Annotated in this window: 15 protein-coding genes and 2 tRNA genes; 2 read left to right on the top strand and 15 right to left on the bottom strand. The window is 58.8% G+C overall.

Features of this window, described 5'->3' with window-relative positions; genetic code table 11:
• Positions 1 to 15: 15 nt before the first annotated feature.
• The 6 genes from EA797_RS03565 to rnr form a co-directional block, all read right to left on the bottom strand.
• Positions 16 to 909, bottom strand: a complete 894-nt coding sequence (locus tag EA797_RS03565; RefSeq protein WP_122163798.1) for a YybS family protein — start codon at positions 907 to 909, stop codon at positions 16 to 18.
• A gap of 34 nt (positions 910 to 943) precedes the next feature.
• Positions 944 to 1174, bottom strand: coding sequence for a 30S ribosomal protein S18 (gene rpsR / locus EA797_RS03560; RefSeq protein ID WP_019340128.1), 231 nt, complete (start codon positions 1172 to 1174; stop codon positions 944 to 946).
• A gap of 28 nt (positions 1175 to 1202) precedes the next feature.
• Positions 1203 to 1622: a 30S ribosomal protein S6 gene (gene rpsF, locus EA797_RS03555; protein WP_122163797.1), complete on the bottom strand. Its 420-nt coding sequence runs from the start codon at positions 1620 to 1622 to the stop codon at positions 1203 to 1205.
• 181 nt (positions 1623 to 1803) lie between these two features.
• Positions 1804 to 4002 (bottom strand): PAS domain-containing protein, encoded by a 2199-nt coding sequence (locus EA797_RS03550; RefSeq protein ID WP_122163796.1) that lies wholly within the window; start codon positions 4000 to 4002, stop codon positions 1804 to 1806.
• A 192-nt stretch (positions 4003 to 4194) separates the two neighbouring features.
• A complete protein-coding gene (gene rlmB / locus EA797_RS03545; RefSeq protein ID WP_122163795.1) occupies positions 4195 to 4947 on the bottom strand; it encodes a 23S rRNA (guanosine(2251)-2'-O)-methyltransferase RlmB in 753 nt (250 codons plus the stop codon).
• Complete coding sequence (gene rnr, locus EA797_RS03540) at positions 4944 to 7472, bottom strand: ribonuclease R (protein ID WP_122163794.1); 2529 nt, start codon at positions 7470 to 7472, stop codon at positions 4944 to 4946. The genes rlmB and rnr overlap by 4 nt, the downstream gene beginning before the upstream one ends.
• 204 nt (positions 7473 to 7676) lie before the next feature.
• Between rnr and EA797_RS03535 the strand changes: the two genes are divergently transcribed.
• Both EA797_RS03535 and EA797_RS03530 read left to right on the top strand, forming a co-directional pair.
• A tRNA-Leu gene (locus EA797_RS03535) sits at positions 7677 to 7763 on the top strand.
• 103 nt (positions 7764 to 7866) lie between these two features.
• Positions 7867 to 7953 (top strand) — tRNA-Leu (locus tag EA797_RS03530).
• Positions 7954 to 8120: 167 nt separating this feature from the next.
• On the opposite strand, the gene EA797_RS03525 is transcribed toward EA797_RS03530, so the two are convergent.
• The 9 genes from EA797_RS03525 to EA797_RS03485 form a co-directional block, all read right to left on the bottom strand.
• Entirely contained in the window at positions 8121 to 9416 is a 1296-nt protein-coding gene (locus EA797_RS03525; RefSeq protein ID WP_122163793.1) for an adenylosuccinate synthase, read from the bottom strand.
• A 76-nt stretch (positions 9417 to 9492) separates the two neighbouring features.
• Positions 9493 to 10680, bottom strand: a complete 1188-nt coding sequence (locus tag EA797_RS03520) for an ATP phosphoribosyltransferase regulatory subunit (RefSeq protein WP_122163792.1) — start codon at positions 10678 to 10680, stop codon at positions 9493 to 9495.
• A gap of 281 nt (positions 10681 to 10961) precedes the next feature.
• Complete coding sequence (gene hflC / locus EA797_RS03515; protein ID WP_122163791.1) at positions 10962 to 11834, bottom strand: protease modulator HflC; 873 nt, start codon at positions 11832 to 11834, stop codon at positions 10962 to 10964.
• Entirely contained in the window at positions 11834 to 13021 is a 1188-nt protein-coding gene (gene hflK, locus EA797_RS03510; protein ID WP_122163790.1) for an FtsH protease activity modulator HflK, read from the bottom strand. The genes hflC and hflK overlap by 1 nt, the downstream gene beginning before the upstream one ends.
• Positions 13022 to 13118: 97 nt before the next feature.
• Entirely contained in the window at positions 13119 to 14420 is a 1302-nt protein-coding gene (gene hflX / locus EA797_RS03505; protein WP_122163789.1) for a ribosome rescue GTPase HflX, read from the bottom strand.
• A 12-nt stretch (positions 14421 to 14432) separates the two neighbouring features.
• Positions 14433 to 14687 carry an RNA chaperone Hfq gene (gene hfq / locus EA797_RS03500; RefSeq protein ID WP_122163788.1) on the bottom strand — a complete coding sequence of 85 codons (255 nt, stop codon included), beginning with the start codon at positions 14685 to 14687 and terminating at the stop codon, positions 14433 to 14435.
• A gap of 89 nt (positions 14688 to 14776) precedes the next feature.
• Positions 14777 to 15748: a tRNA (adenosine(37)-N6)-dimethylallyltransferase MiaA gene (gene miaA / locus EA797_RS03495; RefSeq protein ID WP_122163787.1), complete on the bottom strand. Its 972-nt coding sequence runs from the start codon at positions 15746 to 15748 to the stop codon at positions 14777 to 14779.
• A gap of 88 nt (positions 15749 to 15836) precedes the next feature.
• The gene (gene mutL / locus EA797_RS03490) at positions 15837 to 17717 is read right to left on the bottom strand and encodes a DNA mismatch repair endonuclease MutL (RefSeq protein WP_122163786.1); all 1881 of its coding nucleotides are present in this window, start codon (positions 17715 to 17717) and stop codon (positions 15837 to 15839) included.
• Complete coding sequence (locus EA797_RS03485; protein ID WP_208644422.1) at positions 17714 to 19141, bottom strand: N-acetylmuramoyl-L-alanine amidase; 1428 nt, start codon at positions 19139 to 19141, stop codon at positions 17714 to 17716. The genes mutL and EA797_RS03485 overlap by 4 nt, the downstream gene beginning before the upstream one ends.
• Positions 19142 to 19146 lie beyond the last annotated feature (5 nt).

Below are 19146 nucleotides of genomic sequence, written 5' to 3'. Positions count from 1 at the left end.
CTTACCTCTTAACTTTTAACCTTCACCGTCCGCAGGCCCAGCATCGTCATCACGAGATGCACGACCGCGGAAATCAAACAAACTGTCGACAATGGCCAGTACGGCCAGTAACGGATAAAGCAACTGCATGAACAGCACTAGCGTGACGTAAAGCCCCACCAGCCAGAACCGTGACATCCGACCCTGCTTGACCAGCCCGTGAATCAGCGCAACACCGGCAAACACCAGCGGAACACTGCACAACGGCGCCAACATTGCCATCTGAGCCCCGAGACTCGGTCCAATCAACATGCCTACCAGCAGCAACATTGCCACTAACGGCGAAAACCGCAGTGCCCGAAACTCAAGGCCAAAGCCACCTGGGTTGTACAACTGCGCCTGCCAATACCGTCCGAGCATGAGGCTGAGCAAAGTGGTGATCTGCAAAAGCGCTGCCAGCAAACCGGTCAGAACCGGCGTCAGCAGCGCTCCCAACCGCGCTTGCTCCTCCACGGAGAGCTGCTGATAGGCATCCGACAGCATGTCGGGCAACACTTTCTGCAACTCAGTGGCAAGGGCCGCAATGGGCTCGCCGAACACCACACCGAGCGCCCAGGCAAACAACAGCCCAAGCCCAACGCTGCACAACATCACACGTGGCCAGGAATTCTGATTTCGCAATAACAGCGCCAAACCAAAGGAACCCAGCAGCACCAGCAACGTGCGTGGATCGCCGAAGTACCACCAGACGAGGGCAGGCAATACAGCCCAAACCAACACGCCCAATGCGTCACTCAGCCCACGACGCAATAACACCAGGCTACCTGCAGCAGCGCACAACCAGAAAAGCATCGGCAGAGCGGCAGAGCCAGCTACAACTACAATCGCCTGCATACGGCCGCGCATGATGAAGTCAGCCAGGGCGCGCATGCGATTTATCCTTTACTTCTGTCAAACAGTTCGATCAACGGCCGTGGCTGTCGGTGTAGGGCAGCAGGGCCAGGAAACGGGCGCGCTTGATAGCGGTAGCCAGCTGGCGCTGATAGCGTGCTTTGGTTCCGGTGATACGGCTAGGTACGATCTTGCCGGTTTCGGAAATGTAGGCCTTCAGTGTGTTGAGATCCTTGTAGTCGATCTCTTTCACATTTTCTGCAGTAAAACGGCAGAACTTACGACGACGGAAAAAACGTGCCATGAAATAGGCTCCTCAATAGGTCCGTGGATTACTCGTCAGCGTTGTTGTCGCGGCTGTCGCTGTCACTGTCGTTGTCGGCAGAGTCAGATTCAGGGCGATCACGACGCTCACGGCGCTCGCTACGGTTTTCCTCAGCCTTCAGCATCTCGGACTGTTCAGTCACGGCTTCGTCGCGACGGATGACCAGGTTACGGATGACAGCGTCGTTGTAGCGGAAGTTGTCTTCCAGCTCAGCCAGTGCCTTGCCGCTGCACTCGACGTTCAGCATCACGTAGTGAGCCTTGTGGACGTTGTTGATGGCGTAAGCCAGCTGACGACGGCCCCAGTCTTCCAGACGATGGATTTTGCCACCGTCTTCTTCGATCAGCTTGGTGTAACGCTCCACCATGCCGCCAACCTGCTCGCTCTGGTCGGGGTGGACCAGAAAGATGATTTCGTAATGACGCATTGTTGCTCCTTACGGGTTGCAGCCTGCCGCACAACGCGGATCAGGCAAGGAGTGAATCAGTTATGTTCACTTGCCAGCCAGAGAGGCGCGCAAACGCCTGCCATCCGGGCAAGGGGCGCAATTCTAGAGAAGCGCAGCCCGCCACGCAAGGCGATTTGGTGATTATTTAACCAACCAAGGCTCAGCCCTTTCCACCTGCCCCGCGCTCTACTCGGATGTCATCGAGTAGCGTTCGGACCTGATGGATATCGTACGGCTTGAGCATCGTGCGCAGATCAGCCAGACCTTCGTCACGGGCGTTTATCGAGTATCCGGAGGCGATGACAACACTGAGTGATGAATCGCGCGACCGAGCCTGGCGTACCAATTCGATGCCGCTCATACCGGCCAATCCTACGTCGGTCAGCAGCACGTCAAATCTGCGCTGTTCGAGCATCTCGAGCGCAACCTCTGCCGAATCGCAAGGGCAGACATCATGTCCGAGCTCTTCCATGACCTCGCCTGTGAGCATGCGTAACGTGGGGTCATCTTCGACGAAGAGAATTGCCAGCCCCTTATGCAGGTCGTGTTGAGGTGACACTTCATCAGCGCCAGATGAGGAATTCACCATGCCGCCCGATTCGCGCTGAGCCTCGGCTACGGGCGCATCGCTTCCCTTGGCACGTTCCGCGGAGTCGATGCCCGTGGCGACAGGAAGATAAACGCGCACGGTCGTCCCGCCGCCCACTTTACTGTCCAGCTCGACGAAGCCACCGGTCTGCCTGACGAAGCCGTAGACCATACTAAGCCCGAGCCCTGACGCATTGGCATTCTGTCGCGTGGTGAAGAACGGCTCGAACGCGCGATCGAGTACGTCAGGCGCCATGCCCTCACCCTCATCGCTGACGCTCAATTCGACATATGAACCGGCAGCCGCAGTGGGCTGGCCCGAAAGCTGGTCGGCCCCTAACGAACGGTTGCGCACGCGAATAGACATGGCACCACCGCTGGCCATCGCATCGCGCGCATTAACGGCAAGATTTAGGATGGCGGCCTGCAGGTTGCCTACATCGGCGAATACCGGCCACAGCTCCGGTTCAATATCGATATCCATCTGCACCGCCCGACCCAGTGCGCCACTTAGCAGTTCGCTCATCTGGCTCAACAGCTCCCCTAGATCGACGTCCTGCGGCTGCAAAGGCTGACGGCTGGCGAAGGCCAGCAACTGCGAGGCAAGGCGTGCACCTTTCTCCACTCCTCCAACAGCCGAGTCCAGCCGCCGCTGAGCGGTCTCGTCCGCCCCCAGGTTTCGGCGCAGCAACTGAAGATTGCCGCCGATAATCTGCAGCATGTTGTTGAAATCGTGGGCGATGCCGCCAGTCAACTTGCCAACCGCCTCTAGCTTCTGCGATTGCATCAAGGCCGCTTCAGCCACCCGGCGTTCGGCTTCACTGCGCAGCAGCTCGCGAGAGCGTTCTCGAACCAGCTCTTCGAGATGCTCGCGATGCTCATAAAGCTCCTGCTGACTGAGGTGCTGCTCGGTAACGTTACTGCCCTGCACGAAAATCCCAGATGTGCGCCCGTCACGCTCGACAATTGGCTGAAAAACGAAGTCGAGATAGACCTCCTCCGGCTCCGCTCCAGGTCGGCGCTGCAACAGCGTACGCATTCCCTTGCCCACATAGGACTCGCCGCTGCGATAAACCTGATCCATCAACTCGATGAACCCCTGCCCCTCCAGCTCCGGCAATCCGTCGCTTACGCGTTTGCCGATCAGCGGCCTGTAACCGGTCAATTGCTGATAGGCCTCGTTGACCAGCTCAAACACGTGGTCCGGCCCGCGCAGAAAGCATACGAAACCGGGGGCCTGAGCGAACAACTGACGCAACTGGTTGCCCTCATCCTGCATTAACTTGGCGCGGGACATTATCGCCGCCTCAATTTGCTGCAATGGCTGCCCCAAGCTCTCTACCGAGCGCAGCGAAGCCTTTAGCGATTGCAACTCCGTGATATCCATCGTGTGCTGCAATATCGCCGAGACCTCACCGCGGTCATCGAGGATGGGAGTATGGGTCGCGCTCCAGTAGCGGTCTTCGTAGGCCACGCCGCGCTCGGTCCTGACGGCGATCGAATACCGAATGACCGGCAGCGTATCGATGGACTTGTTGCGCAACACCCGGGCGAATGAGCCCAACAGCTCTTCGACATGAGTTGTTTCCGGGGCCTGGGGATCGGCAGCAAATGCTTCATGGACACGCTGCCCAACAATCTCGTCTAGCGTGCGCGCCGTGAGCTTCAGATACGCCTGGTTGGCGTCAAGGATCCTCAGCTCGGGATCAAGCAGCAGGTAGGCGTTTGGTGAACTTCTGAACAATGCCTGGAAAGGCGGGCGTTGCGACATACAACCTCCATGAGGCACGCCTGATCCTAACGCCGTAGAAAGCGACGGACAGAAGCACACCAATGCGGCGATCGACAGAGCGAGCCGCGAAAAACGGGGACGGACAATTGACCCCAGAGGCAGCAATCCGTTTCGAGACGGATCGCCACCACCAAGGCCGTCACGCGCCCCGTATGCCGTTTAAAAAGGGAATCAGGAGACGCTGGATGTACGCCGCTGACGGAGCGCCTCGAACAGGCATACGCCGGACGCGACGGACACGTTGAGACTGCTGACACTTCCGGCCATAGGCAACTTCACCAGGAAATCGCAATGCTCGCGAGTGAGTCGGCGCATGCCTTTTCCTTCGGCCCCCATGACTAGAACGATCGGGCCTCGGAGATCCTGATCATAGATTTCCTTGTCTGCTTCGCCGGCAGTACCGACCACCCATAAGCCACGCTGCTGAAGCTTTTCCAGCGTACGGGCAAGATTGGTGACCGCCACAAGCGGGATTACTTCTGCCGCACCACAGGCCACTTTTCGTACGGTCGCGTTGAGCGTGGCCGATTTATCCTTGGGAATGATCACCGCCAACGCACCCGCCGCATCGGCCGTGCGCAGGCACGCTCCAAGGTTGTGAGGATCTGTGACCCCATCGAGCACCAGCAACAATGGCGCTCCTTCGGTCCGGTCCAGCAACTCTTCGAGCATCGCATCGCCCCAGACCTGGCTCGGGCTTACATCAGCAACCACACCCTGATGCACGCCCTCGACCCATGCGTCCATTTCACGACGCTCGCACTGGCCGACCCGCACTTTAGACTGCCCAGCCAGCTCGACCAGCGCTTGTACGCGCGGATCGTCACGCCCTTCGGCAAGCCAGACTTGCTTTACTCGTTTAGGGTGATGACGTAACAGGGCCTCTACGGCATGCAGGCCGTAGACCTTCTCCAGATCACTCATGGCTTGGCCTTGCGTTTACGCGACGCGCCGCCGTCCGGCTTGTCGGATGCCTTGCCAGAAGCCTTTGGCTTGGCTGAACCGCGTTTTGGTTTCTTTGCGCCGCCGCTTTTTGCGTCGGAGAGCAGCGCTTTTTTGAGCTCTCGGCTCTTACGCACCTCCGGGCTCACTTCTTCCTTACGACTTCCGGCCGCCTTATCGCCGCCCTTCTTGGTTCGGCCATCCTTACGCGGGGGCCGATTTTCTTCGGAGCCTGAATCTCGACCGCTAGATTTACTGCCGCCGCTGATCAACTCGAAATCGATCTTGCGCTCGTCAAGATCGACTCGCATCACTCGAACTTCAACGCTGTCACCAAGACGGAAGCTGCGTCCGCTGCGCTCGCCGGAAAGCCGATGATGCAACGGATCGAAGTGATAGTAGTCGCCAGGCATGGCTGTCACGTGAACCAGGCCTTCGACATAGATATCAGTCAACTCGACGAACAGTCCGAAGCCTGTTACAGCCGTGATTACGCCGGGAAATGTCTCTCCCACTCGATCCTTCATGAACTCGCACTTGAGCCAGTTCACCACGTCGCGAGTTGCCTCGTCAGCACGCCGCTCGGTCATCGAGCACTGCTCTCCAAGTTGCTCCAGCGCAGCCTCGTCATAAGGATAAATCCGCGCCTTCGGCATGCTGGTCGCCCCCTCACGACGCACATGCGAGGTTTCCCGCCGTGAGCGAATGACGCTGCGAATCGCACGATGGATCAGCAAATCCGGATAGCGGCGGATCGGCGAGGTGAAATGTGCATAAGCTTCGTAATTGAGACCGAAATGCCCGTTGTTATCAGGGCTGTAGACCGCCTGACTGAGCGATCTGAGCATCACGGTCTGGATTACATGAAAATCCGGACGCCCCTGAATCTGCTCCAGCAACGCCTGGTAGTCCTTTGGCGTCGGCCCTTCCTTGCCCTTGTGCAAGGTCAGCCCAAGCTCGCCGAGAAACGCTCGTAATTTTTCCTGGCGCTCCAATGGCGGACCGTCATGAACGCGATACAGCCCGGGAAGATCATGATCCTGAAGGAAGCGTGCCGTGGCCACGTTGGCGCACAACATGCACTCCTCGATCAGCTTATGCGCATCATTGCGTTCGGTAGGCTTGATGGCGGCGATCTTGCGCTCCGCGCCGAAAACAATACGCGTCTCTTGGGTTTCGAAATCGATAGCACCGCGAGTGTGCCGCGCCTTGAGCAAAACCTTGTACAACGCATGGAGCTGCTTGAGGTGCGGCAGCACGTCCCTGTATTCATCTACCAAACGCTTGCCGTCGGCGGATGAAGGTTGTTCCAGCATGCTGCTGACCTTGTTGTAGGTCAGACGGGCGTGGGAGTGAATGACGGCTTCGTAGAACTGGTAATCCGTCATTTTCCCCGACTTGCTCAGGGTGATTTCACACACCATGGCCAGGCGGTCGACATGAGGATTCAGCGAACACAGGCCGTTCGAAAGCTCCTCGGGCAGCATCGGCACGACCCGCTCGGGGAAGTAGACAGATGTACCCCGCACCTCGGCTTCCTGATCCAGCGCCGAGCCGACCTTGACGTAGTGAGAAACGTCGGCGATTGCTACATACAACCTGAAACCGCCTGAGAACAGCTTCCAGTTGCTGAGCTTTTCGCAATAGACGGCATCGTCGAAGTCGCGCGCATCCTCACCGTCAATCGTGACGAACGGCAGATGGCGCAGATCTACACGCTTCTGCTTGTCCTTCTCTTCGACTTCGGGCTTGAGCTTGGAAGCCTCACGCTTGACCGCCTCGGGCCATACATGGGGAATATCGAAGCTGCGTAGCGCAACGTCGATTTCCATGCCGGGCGCCATGTAATTACCGATCACCTCGACAACATCTCCTTGCGGCTGGAAGCGCTGTGTCGGCCAGTGGGTGATCTTGATTTCGACGAACTGCCCCGGCTTGGCGTCCATGGAGCGACCGGGGGTGACCAATACCTCCTGCTGGATCTTTGGGTTGTCGGCCATCACGAAGCCGATGCCGCTTTCTTCCTGATAACGACCCACGATGGTCTCGTGGGCACGGCTGATCACTTCAACGATAGCGCCTTCGCGTCTTCCGCGGCGGTCGAGCCCAGCTACTCGGGCCAAAGCCCGATCACCGTCGAAAACCAGGCGCATTTGTGCAGGACTGAGAAACAGATCGTCACTGCCATCATCAGGGATAAGAAAACCAAAGCCATCGCGATGGCCACTGATACGGCCGCAAACCAAGTCCAGCTTGTCTACCGGGGCATAGGTGCCACGCCGGGTATAGATCAGCTGACCATCACGCTCCATCGCGCGCAGACGGCGGCGCAGGGCTTCAATGTCTTCTTCGGACGACAGTCCGAACTCTTCCACAAGCTGCTCACGTGCAGCCGGGGAACCTCGCTCGCTCAGATGCTGGAGGATCAGTTCGCGACTGGGTATGGGGTTATCGTACTTTTCCGCTTCACGTGCGGCCTCGGGATCGAGGGATTGCCAATCGGCCATTAAGAGATGTCACCTTTCATTCATTTATAGAGGCAGAACGCCCTATATCTATTGAAGCGCGAAACGCATGCGCACGGCAGCTTTCGCGCGAATTATTTTTCCTGAGCGGGGCTTTACAAGGCATAACCCCGCCCGTATAGTTCGCGCCCACAATGTCTGGTAGACGTTGTAACACGGAAACGACGAAGTATCATCGTTTGCAGTGCCCAGGTGGCGGAATTGGTAGACGCACTAGGTTCAGGTCCTAGCGGTGGCAACACCGTGGAAGTTCGAGTCTTCTCCTGGGCACCATTTGTTAGGATGAAATGCTAGTTAGTACAAGCATCTCATAGATACGAGGTTTGTCGGCCTCGACCAGCAATCGACTAAAGCCGGTGAGTAATCATCGCAATGTGCCCAGGTGGCGGAATTGGTAGACGCACTAGGTTCAGGTCCTAGCGATGGCAACATCGTGGAAGTTCGAGTCTTCTCCTGGGCACCACTCTTCAGAAAAAACCGAGCCATGAGCTCGGTTTTTTCGTTTCTGCCCCACAGCTTCAGCTTCGATACATCGTGGCGAGTTCTTGGATGAGCACAGCTCAACCATTGACGTCTTGTCGCGATGAAAAAGACCGCCCTGAGGCGGTCTTCTTAAACCCAGCGCCCCGGTCAGGCGTAGGGGTGACGCAATACGATGGTCTCGTTGCGATCTGGCCCGGTGGATATGATGTCGACCGGCGCCTCGACCAGTTCTTCGATGCGCTTGATGTATGCACGAGCATTAGCTGGCAGCTCATCCAGCGACTTCACGCCGACAGTCGACTCGCTCCAACCAGGCATATCCTCATAGACCGGCTGCAGTCCCTGATAGCTGTCCGCATCGGTAGGCGCATCGACCAGCAACTCCCCATTGCGGTCCTTGTACGCCACGCAGATGCGGATGGTTTCGAGCCCATCGAGCACATCCAGCTTGGTCAGACAGATACCCGACACGCTATTGATTTCGATGGCGCGACGCAGGATCACCGCATCGAACCATCCGCAACGACGCGCGCGCCCTGTGGTCGAGCCAAACTCATGACCACGCTCGGCCAAACGCGCGCCTACGTCATCGAACAGCTCTGTGGGGAACGGACCCGAACCGACACGCGTGGTGTAGGCCTTGGTGATGCCAAGGATGTAGTCCAGGTAAAGAGGACCGAAACCTGAACCCGTAGCAGTGCCGCCAGCTGTTGTACTGGAGCTAGTAACGTACGGATAGGTGCCATGGTCGATATCGAGCAGCGAACCCTGAGCCCCCTCGAACATGATCCGAGCGCCCTGCTTGCGCAGCTCATGCAGGCGAGCTGAAACGTCGGTCATCATCGGTTTGAGGATCTCTGCGTAGCCAAGCGCCTCGTCCAGCGTCTTCTGGAAGTCAACCGGCTCGACCTTGTAGAAGTTCTGCAAGATGAAGTTGTGATATTCAAGCAGCTCTCGCAGCTTTACCGTGAAACGCTCCGGATTGAACAAGTCGCCGATACGCAGGCCGCGACGAGCAACCTTGTCTTCATAAGCCGGACCGATTCCGCGACCAGTCGTACCGATCTTACCCTCGGAGCGAGAGGCTTCACGGGCCTGATCCAGCGCTACGTGGTAGGGAAGAATCAACGTACAGGCAGGACTGATGCGCAGCCGCTCGCGCACCGGCACACCCTTTTCTTCAAGTTTAGTGATCTCGCGCATCAACGCGTCTGGCGCGACGACGACGCCGTTACCGATCAGGCATTGCACGTTCTCACGCAATATGCCCGAAGGAATCAGGTGCAGAACGGTTTTTTCGCCATCGATGACCAGAGTATGACCGGCGTTGTGGCCACCCTGGAAACGAACCACTGCCGCTGCCTGGTCAGTCAGCAGATCGACAATCTTGCCCTTGCCCTCATCACCCCATTGGGTGCCCAGGACCACGACATTCTTACCCATAAACCTTGTCCTCTTGGCGAAGCATACCGGTTACGACCGGCGAAAAAATCGAAGAAACCATTACTGCCTCATCAGCTCACTGGTCGAGTGGCGCTACGACCCAGGAACCCTCTTCAAACACTAGCTGGCGGTCACAGGCTGCGCTCAGGGCTGCTTCTCGCCGCTGGCCGTCCAGCGCCTGCACAACCCGCTCACCCTGCCCGCGCAGGCGGCGAACAGCCTGCCATAGCGCCTGATCATCTCCGTGCGGCGCCCACACGCCGACCACTGGGGCGACCAGCTCGGCATTGCCAAGGCTGACGAGGGTTTTCAGATCCGTAGAAAATCCGGTCGCCGGCCGCGCCCGCCCGAAGTCGGCGCCGATATCATCATAACGGCCGCCCTGGGCAATGGACTGACCGACGCCCGGAACGAATACAGCGAAGACGACGCCGGTGTGATAGTGGTAACCGCGCAGCTCACCGAGGTCGAAATAAAGCGGCAGTGCAGGATAGCGAGCCGCCAGCTGGTCAGCGATCTGCACCAAGCCCTCCAGCGACTCGAGAACTTCGCCAGGCGCGCCGGCAAGCTGCTGTCGAGCCTCTTCAAGCGCTTCACGCCCACCACAGAGTCGCGCCAGCGCTCGCAGCATCTGTGCCAAAGCAGGCTCGACATCACCGGTCAAGGCAGCAATCTCATCCATTGCCTTGCGCTGCAACGCGTCGAACAGTTGCTGCTCAACCCGACCTGAGAGCCCAGCGGCTCGCGCAAGACCGCGATAGATCCCGACGTGCCCTAAATCCATGTGCACATCTGGCACATCGGCAAGCGCGAGGGTTTCCAACATCAGGCTGATGACCTCCAGATCGCTGGAGCTGCTCCGATCACCATAGAGTTCGGCACCCAGCTGTATCGGACTTCTGGATGTCGCGAGCGCATGTGGTTTAGCGTGCAATACGCTGCCGGCATAACACAGCCGGCTTGGACCTTCGCGGCGTAATGTATGGGCATCTACCCGCGCAACCTGCGGAGTGATATCAGCCCTTAGCCCCATCTGTCGGCCGGACAACGGATCAACGACTTTGAATGTCTTGAGGTCAAGGTCTTGCCCCGCACCTGTGAGCAGGGACTCGAGGAATTCCACGTGCGGGGTGATAACGAGCTCATAACCCCAGCATTGGAACAGGTCCAGCACACGACGGCGTGCAGTCTCGATACGCGCCGCCTCGGGCGGCAGCACCTCTTCGATGCCATCTGGCAGGAGCCAGCGGTCTACCGTTGCCATTTCGCCATTCACCTCTCGATACGGCAAGCCTAGTCAAGCAGACGAACACCGGGGCTACAGCCTGAGCCGCCCATCGGTCGCGTGCGATTGTGTCTTACGATGGCGCTAGCGCCATGCCCCGCGAGGGGAATTAGCATGGCTGACCATGCCCGGATCACCTGTCCCACTTGGGGCAGACGCAAAAAAGCCGGGTTTTCCCCGGCTCGCGGATCATAACAACGTTTCGCCGACGGGTCACCCGGCGGACGGCATTCGTCCGTCCAACCGGATGGCCGCTGTCGTTACCGAGCGGTTGCGGACTCCAAATAGCGGAAGAAATCACTATTGGGGTCAAGCACCAGAACGTCTTCCTTGTTCGCGAAGCTTTCACGGTAGGCTTGCAGGCTTCTATGGAAGGAGTAGAACTCCCGGTCTTGGCCATAAGCCGACGCATAGATCGCTGCCGCCTGCGCATCACCATCACCGCGCAGCTCTTCGGCCTCTCGGAACGCCTCAGCCAGCAATACCCTGCGCTGACGATCAGCATCAGCGCGTATGCCTTCGGCCAGCTCCTTACCTTTGGCTCGGTGCTCCCGCGCCTCACGCTCACGCTCAGAACTCATCCGCTCGAACACGCTGCGGTTCACTTCGCGAGGAAGGTCGATGCCCTTGACACGCACGTCGACGACTTCGATACCAAGCTCCTGCTGTGCAGCACGATTCAAGCTGTTGGTTACCAAACTCATCAGCTCGTCCCGCTGACCGGACACAGACTCGTGCAAGGTGCGCTTACCGAATTGGTCTCGCAAGGCAGCCTCGAGACGACGCGCAAGGCGTTCATCGGCGATCTGCTTTACGCCAGACGTCGCGGTATAGAAACGCTCGGCGTCATCCACACGCCACTTGGCGTACGAATCGACCATCAGAGCTTTCTTTTCCAGCGTCAGGAATCGAGAAGTGGTGGTATCGAGGGTCATCAGGCGCGCGTCGAACTTGCGCACACTGTTCACATACGGAATCTTCAGATGAAGACCCGGCTTCACGTCCGGCTCGACAATACGACCGAAGCGCAGCAGCACTGCACGCTCGGTCTGCGAGACGATGTAGAAGCTGTTCCATGCCACGATCGCCAGCACTACACCGACGATAAGGGCGGTCAGAGACTTGTTACCCATTAGCGGACCTCCCTTGTACGTACTTCACGCGGGTCCAGCTCCGGCGGTAGCCGTGTCGTCTGAGTCGAAGCGCCTGACGTAGATACCGCTGAAGATCCTTCAGACGAGGCACCCCGGCTGTTGATCATCTTGTCCAGCGGCAGGTAGAGCAGATTGTTCTGGCCGCTCTCGCCGGTGACAAGGACTTTACTGGTGCTGGTCATCACTTCCTGCATGGTCTCCAGATACAGACGCTCGCGAGTTACGTCAGGCGCCTTCCGGTACTCGGCAACCAGCTTGGAGAAGCGATCGGCCTCACCCTGAGCCCGAGAGATCACGGCATCACGATAACCGCTTGCTTCTTCCAACATACGCTGGGCCTGACCACGCGCTTCCGGGATCACCCCGTTCGCGTAGGACTCCGCCTGGTTCTTCTCGCGCTGCTCATCTTCTCGCGCTCGAATCACGTCATCGAATGCTTCCTGCACTTCACGCGGTGCCGCTGCACTCTGCAGGTTGACCTGCGTGACGATGATGCCGGTGCCGTAGTTGTCGAGGAAACGTTGCAGGCGCTCTTTAACTTCGCCAGCCATTGCCTCACGGCCTTCAGTCAGCACCTGATCCATCGCGGTCGAGCCCACCACGTGGCGCACGGCGCTGTCAGTGGCGTGCTGCAGCGAGGACTCAGGATCTTCAACATTCAACACGAAGGCCTGCAGATCGCTGATCTTGTACTGAACGGTAAGCGGAACCTCGATGATATTTTCATCTTCCGTCAGCATCTGCCCCTGCTTGCTGTAGGAGCGCTCGCGGGTAACATTCGCCTGGAATTTACGATCGAAAGGCGGGAAATAGATATTCAGACCCGGCCCAACGGTCTCGTGGTATTTACCAAAGCGCAACACCACCGCCTGCTCTTGTTCGTCGACGATATAGATCGCGTTGAACAACCAGACAGCCAGCAGTACGACCAGCCCCACCCATACCAGCGCAAATCCGCCTCGGCGACCTGAACCGCCGCTCGACGAACCACCGCCACGCTTCTTGCCACCGAACATGCCGTTGAGGCTGTCCTGCAATTTTCGGAAAGCCTCATCCAGGTCCGGCGGACCTTTCTGATCGCCACCGCCACCGCCGCGACGACCACCGCCACCGCTACCCCAGGGATCCTGGTTGTTCGAGTTGCCACCCGGCTCATTCCAAGCCATAGCGCTCTCCATTCAGATAAAGCTAAAGGCGCGCCAACGGCGCGCCCGCCAATGCTACCGAAAGCCCGGAACGAACGGCTTAAAAGCCCTCCGAGCTTTATTGCAAAGTGTGTTGTTCGAAAAAATGCTCAGGCTCAAAGCCGGCTCGACTTATCAGGCGATGCAGCTCGACCCGCTGCAATCGGACATCGAGCAGACTGCCGCCTTCTTCATCATGCGCCTCGGACTGAACTGCGCCGAGATCAAAAAGCTGCGCTCGCATTCGGCCGAGCTGCTGAGGAAGCCGAAGCGTACCTACAAATAGATCATCGCCCAGCAATTCGGCGACGGCCTGCTTCAACAGATCGAGCCCGAGACCCAGTTGCGCTGAAACCCATACCCGCTGAGGCACACCATCAGCATTTCGCTGTATCTGAGGTTCGATACCTTCCAGCAGATCGACCTTGTTGTACACCTCGAGAATCGGCAACTCATTGGCACCAATCTCGGTCAGCACGGCAAGCACCTGCTCGATCTGTTGGTCACGCTCCGGCTCGTGCGCATCGATTACATGCAGCAGCAGGTCGGCGTTACTCGACTCTTCGAGCGTTGCACGGAAGGATTCAACCAGTTTGTGTGGCAGGTGCCGAATGAAGCCCACCGTATCGGCCAGCACTATCGGCCCCAGATCACCCAGCTCAAGGCGACGCAAGGTTGGGTCAAGCGTGGCGAACAATTGATTGGCCGCATACACATCAGATTCGGTCAGGGAATTGAACAGCGTGGATTTGCCAGCGTTGGTGTACCCCACCAGAGATACGAGTGGTATGTCGGCACGCCGACGCCCGCGCCGCGCCTGCTCTCGCTGACCACGGACTTTTTCCAGACGCTGCTTGATCTGCCGAATCCGCACTCTCAACAGTCGGCGGTCTGTTTCGAGCTGTGTCTCACCCGGCCCGCGCAGACCAATCCCGCCCTTCTGCCGCTCGAGGTGAGTCCATCCGCGAACCAACCGAGTGCTCATGTGCTCTAGCTGCGCAAGTTCAACCTGCAGTTTGCCCTCATGCGTACGCGCACGCTGGGCAAAGATGTCGAGGATGAGGCCGGTTCGATCCAGCACACGGCATTCCAGGGCGCGCTCGAGATTGCGCTCCTGGCTGGGAGTCAGGGTGTGATTGAAGATGACCAGCTCGACCTCGCCATCCCTCACGAGATCATGGAGTTCCTCAACCTTGCCGCTTCCGATGAGGAACTTGGCAGAAGGTTGATGCCTGGCGACATTGACGAAGCCAACCTCGTCTGCGCCCGCAGACCGCGCCAACTCCCGGAACTCCTGAGGATCTTCACGCGCCGCGGGATCCTGGCCATCCAGGTGAACCAGGATGGCGCGCTCTCCCCCATCGGGACGTTCGAAGAACAATGAAAGCCCCCTTTAGTCGTTACCCGCCTCGGATTGCTCGGCATCGCCTGCAGCAGGCAGACGCACCGGACGGCCAGGAACGACGGTCGAGATGGCGTGCTTGTAGACCATCTGGCTGACAGTGTTCTTCAACAGAATGACGAATTGGTCGAATGACTCGATCTGGCCCTGGAGCTTGATACCGTTGACCAGATAGATGGAAACCGGAACGCGTTCCTTACGCAGGGTGTTCAGGTAAGGGTCTTGTAGCGAATGCCCTTTTGACATGTGCCGCACTCCTTAGAGGATCTTTTCATTAATTATTTAGAATCAGACGCGACCAATCTGTATTGAGGATAGCCGGTCAAACTACAGTGTCAGCTCAATATGGTGAGCCGCTCCAAGTATTTCAATGCTCGCGGCAGATTGTCGCAGGCTGAGCTTTCCAGCCAGTGAACTCCCTCCCATCCCCTAAGCCAGGTCAGTTGACGCTTGGCCAGCTGTCGGGTCGCAATGACGCCAAGCTGAACCATCTCATCTCGTGAGCAGGCCCCGTCTAGGTACTTCCAGACCTGACGATAGCCTACGGATCGCATGGAAGGCAGCTCGGGATGCAAATCACCACGCCCGCGAAGGAGTTCGACCTCTTCTACGAATCCCTGTTCAACCATAGCCACGAAGCGCTGTTCGATACGCTGATGCAGAACCGACCGCTGAGCGGGCGCAACGGACAACTGCGCGACAGTATAAGGCAGAACGCCGCCGTCTGGCGCGCCGTCTCCGGCTTTTTGCTGCCGTTGCCGAGATCGGTGCTCAGTCATGGTCATTCCGCTCACACGGTAGACCTCAAGCGCCCTGACCAAGCGCTGCGGATCGTTAGGGTGGATCCTTCGCGCAGACTCCGGATCGACTTCTTCCAACAACTGGTGAAGCGTCGCAAGCCCCTCGCCCTGAGCCTGCACTTCGAGCTCAGCGCGAATGGCAGGATCGGCAGCCGGCATATCCGCCAACCCCTCGATCAATGCCTTGAAGTAGAGCATGGTGCCGCCAACCAGTAGCGGAATGCGCCCCCTGGCAGTGCTTGAGGCCATTTCCGCGAGCGCATCGCTTACGAAATCAGCCGCCGAATATCTCTCGGATGGGTCTCGGATGTCGATCAGCCGATGAGGAAATTCGCGCAGCAGCTCGGCAGCGGGCTTGGCTGTCCCAATGTCCATCCCTCGATACACCAGCGCCGAGTCGACACTGATCAGGTCACAGGGCAACGTTCGCGCGAGTTCGATGGCCAGATCCGTCTTGCCGGCGGCCGTGGGACCCATGAGAAAGATGGCGGGGGGGAGCGGGCTCATCAGTTGCTCTTACTACCTTGACGATTAGAGGGACGGCAGCGGTGCGAACCGAGGGCTGCTAGGCTGGACGGGCTGGGCTGCAAGCGGCTTACCGCCCTCTGAGAAACAGCTTGTCCAAATCACCCATTCCCAGCTGCGTCCAGGTCGGACGCCCATGGTTACACTGGCCGCTGCGCTCGGTCTGCTCCATGTCGCGCAACAGACCGTTCATCTCTGGCAGGGTAAGTCGCCGATTCGCTCGCACCGCCCCGTGACAGGCCATGGTGCCAAGCAGCTCGTTGAGATGGGCCTGAATACGATCACTGGTGCCGTACTCAAGCAGGTCGGCGAGTACATCCTGCACCAGTCGTGTAGCCTCCGCTTGCTTTAGCAGCGAGGGAATCTGGCGGATCGCCAGGCTCTCCGGCCCGAGACGCTGCAATTCGAAACCGAGCATCTGAAACCAACGAGCGTGCTCTTCAGCGCAGTCAGCTTCGCGCTGACTGACCGCGATGGACTCCGGCACCAGCAACGGCTGCCCCCTGAGCCCCTCACTAGCCATCGCCGTTTTCAACCGCTCGTACATGATCCGTTCATGAGCAGCATGCATATCCACCAGAACCAGACCCTGGGCATTTTCCGCAAGGACGTAGACACCCTTGAGCTGGGCAAGCGCATATCCCAGCGGAGGAACGTCATCCTGACTTTCTGGCAAAGCCGGGGCAGCACCCTCGGCCAACGGCGAGAAGAACTCGCGATAGGCGCCTTGAACCTCTGACACAGTTCCGGCGGATGGCGACCGCGGCGCCTGATAACCCGCTCCAGCGCCGCGCCAGGCCGGAGGAGACTGGGGTTGGAATTGCTCCAGCGCGCTGGCAGCAAGGCTCATCTCGTTCTGCCCTGCGAATTCTCCGGCCGCACGGCCAGTGACCTGCGTAACCTGCGTGACACTTGCTGGCGCAGCAAGCTGGTCCTCCGGACGCACATCGCCAAGGGCACGGTGCAAGGTCCCGTAGAGAAAATCATGCACCATCCGATTATCGCGAAAGCGCACTTCGTGTTTGGTCGGATGAACATTAACGTCCACCACTGAAGGATCTACATCCAGAAACAGTACGAAAGTGGGATGTCGCCCGTTGAACAGCACGTCGCGATAGGCCTGGCGCACCGCATGCGCTACCAGCTTGTCGCGCACCATTCGCCCGTTCACGTAGAAGTACTGCAGATCCGCCTGACTGCGGGAAAAGGTTGGCAAACCGACCCATCCCCACAGGTGCAAACCATTGCGTTCAATTTCCACCGGCAAAGCTTGCTCGAGGAATGCGGGGCCACAGACCGAGGCTACGCGGCGGCCTCGAGACGCAGGATCACTGGCCGGATGCAGCGCGAGGACCACCTTGCCGTTGTGCCGTAGATGAAACGCCACGTCGAAGCGCGCCAGAGCCAGGCGCTTGATCACCTCTTGCAAGTGATCAAACTCGGTTTTCTCGGTACGCAGGAACTTACGCCGTGCGGGCGTGTTGAAAAACAGATCTCTTACCTCAACGGACGTACCAACCGGATGCGCCGCAGGCTGGACGCGCGCCTCCATGTCCCTGCCTTCGGTTTCGACCTGCCAGGCCTCGGCTGCATCCGCCGTACGCGAAGTGAGTGTCAGCCGTGATACCGAACTGATTGAGGCCAATGCCTCCCCCCGAAAACCGAGGCTCATTACGCGCTCGAGGTCTTCCAGGTCGCGGATCTTGCTCGTCGCATGGCGGGCCAGGGCCAGCGGCAGATCGTCGGCCGGGATGCCACAGCCATCGTCGCGCACGCGCAGCAGCTTCACGCCGCCCTGCTCAACATCCACTTCGATTCGAGTCGCGCCGGAATCGAGGCTATTTTCCAAGAGCTCTTTGATAACCGAAGCGGGACGCTCGACTACTTCACCTGCCGCAATCTGGTTCGCCAGCCGCGGGCTGAGCAGCTGGATGCGTGCCGCCTCGCTCATGGCTGCGCAGCCAGCGTGGTAGCGGGGATATTCAGCGTCTGGCCAACCTTGATGACATCATTCTTCAAGCTATTGGCGCTGCGCAGTGCGGGCAGGCTGACCTGGTATCTCTCGGCCAGCAGCGCCAGGCTTTCACCCGAGCGGACCACATGCTCGCGAGGTGCGCTGGCAATTTTGCCGGAATCACGCAACCAGGCCACGTAGGTTCCCGGAGGCGGGTTCTCGTGGAAGAACTGGCGTACGCCACTGTGTATGGAGCGCGCCAATGACTGCTGATGTGACGCTGTCTGCAGCTTGCGCGCCTCCGAAGGATTGGAGATGAATCCAGTTTCCACCAGGATCGACGGGATATCTGGAGACTTCAACACCATGAATCCGGCCTGCTCGACCCTCTGCTTGTGCAGCGGAGTGATGCGGCCCATGTTGCTCAGCACCTTTTGTCCGACGTTCAGGCTGGAGGAAAGAGAGGCCGTCATCGAGAGATCCAGCAGGACGCCTGCGAGCATCTGATCCTTGTCACCGAGGGTGACGTTTCCAGCGCCACCGATCAGGTCTGAACGGTTTTCGCTGTCAGCCAGCCATCGAGCGGTCTCCGATGTCGCACCTCGATCAGACAGGGCGAACACCGACGCGCCGTAGGCTGCCGAACGGGGCGCAGCATCGGCATGAATGGACACGAACAGATCCGCGCCCTGCTTGCGTGCAATTTCGGTTCGCTTGCGCAACGGAATGAAATAATCGCCAGTGCGCACCAACTCGGCTCGGAAGCCTTTGTCGGAGTTGATCTGTCGCTGAAGTTCTTTGGAAATCTGCAGCACAACACTCTTTTCGTAGACCTTGCCTGGACCTATGGCCCCCGGGTCTTCTCCACCGTGCCCCGCATCGATAGCGATTACGATGTCACGCTTGCTGCTCGGCATCGGCGGCAGCTTGAGTGCAGGAAGTGTCGGCGAAACGGGGGCTGCCGGGGTACTCGGCGTAACCGTTGCCGGTACATTGGCCGTACTGGAAGCATCAGCGCCTGAGTCGAAAAGATCGACGACGAGGCGATGGCCGTATTGTTGGTTCGGCGTCAGGGTGAAGCTCTTGGGTGTCACCTGTGCGGTCAGGTCTATGACCACACGCAAAGTATCGGCATCGTACTTGGCTGCTCGAACGCCGGAAATAGGCGTGTTCTTCAAGGGCAGTTGGTCCAGCGGCTTGGACAGATTGCCGCCATCCACGTCAATGACGATGCGATCAGGCGCCGTCAAGGTGAACACCTTGTGCTGCACAGGCCCGGAGAGGTCGAAAACCAGACGGGTATTATCGGGCGCCCGCCACAAACGCACGCTTTGGACGTCGGAAGCAGCCAGGACCTGCACGGCCGCGAGCATCAATGCCAAACCACTTACCAACGCGCGCATGCGCATACCCAACCCCATGATGT

The organism is Stutzerimonas zhaodongensis (genome assembly GCF_003696365.1).
Classification (GTDB): domain Bacteria; phylum Pseudomonadota; class Gammaproteobacteria; order Pseudomonadales; family Pseudomonadaceae; genus Stutzerimonas; species Stutzerimonas zhaodongensis.
The sequence above is the reverse complement of the archived record's forward strand: the minus strand, read 5'-3'. Positions and strand labels throughout refer to the sequence as shown.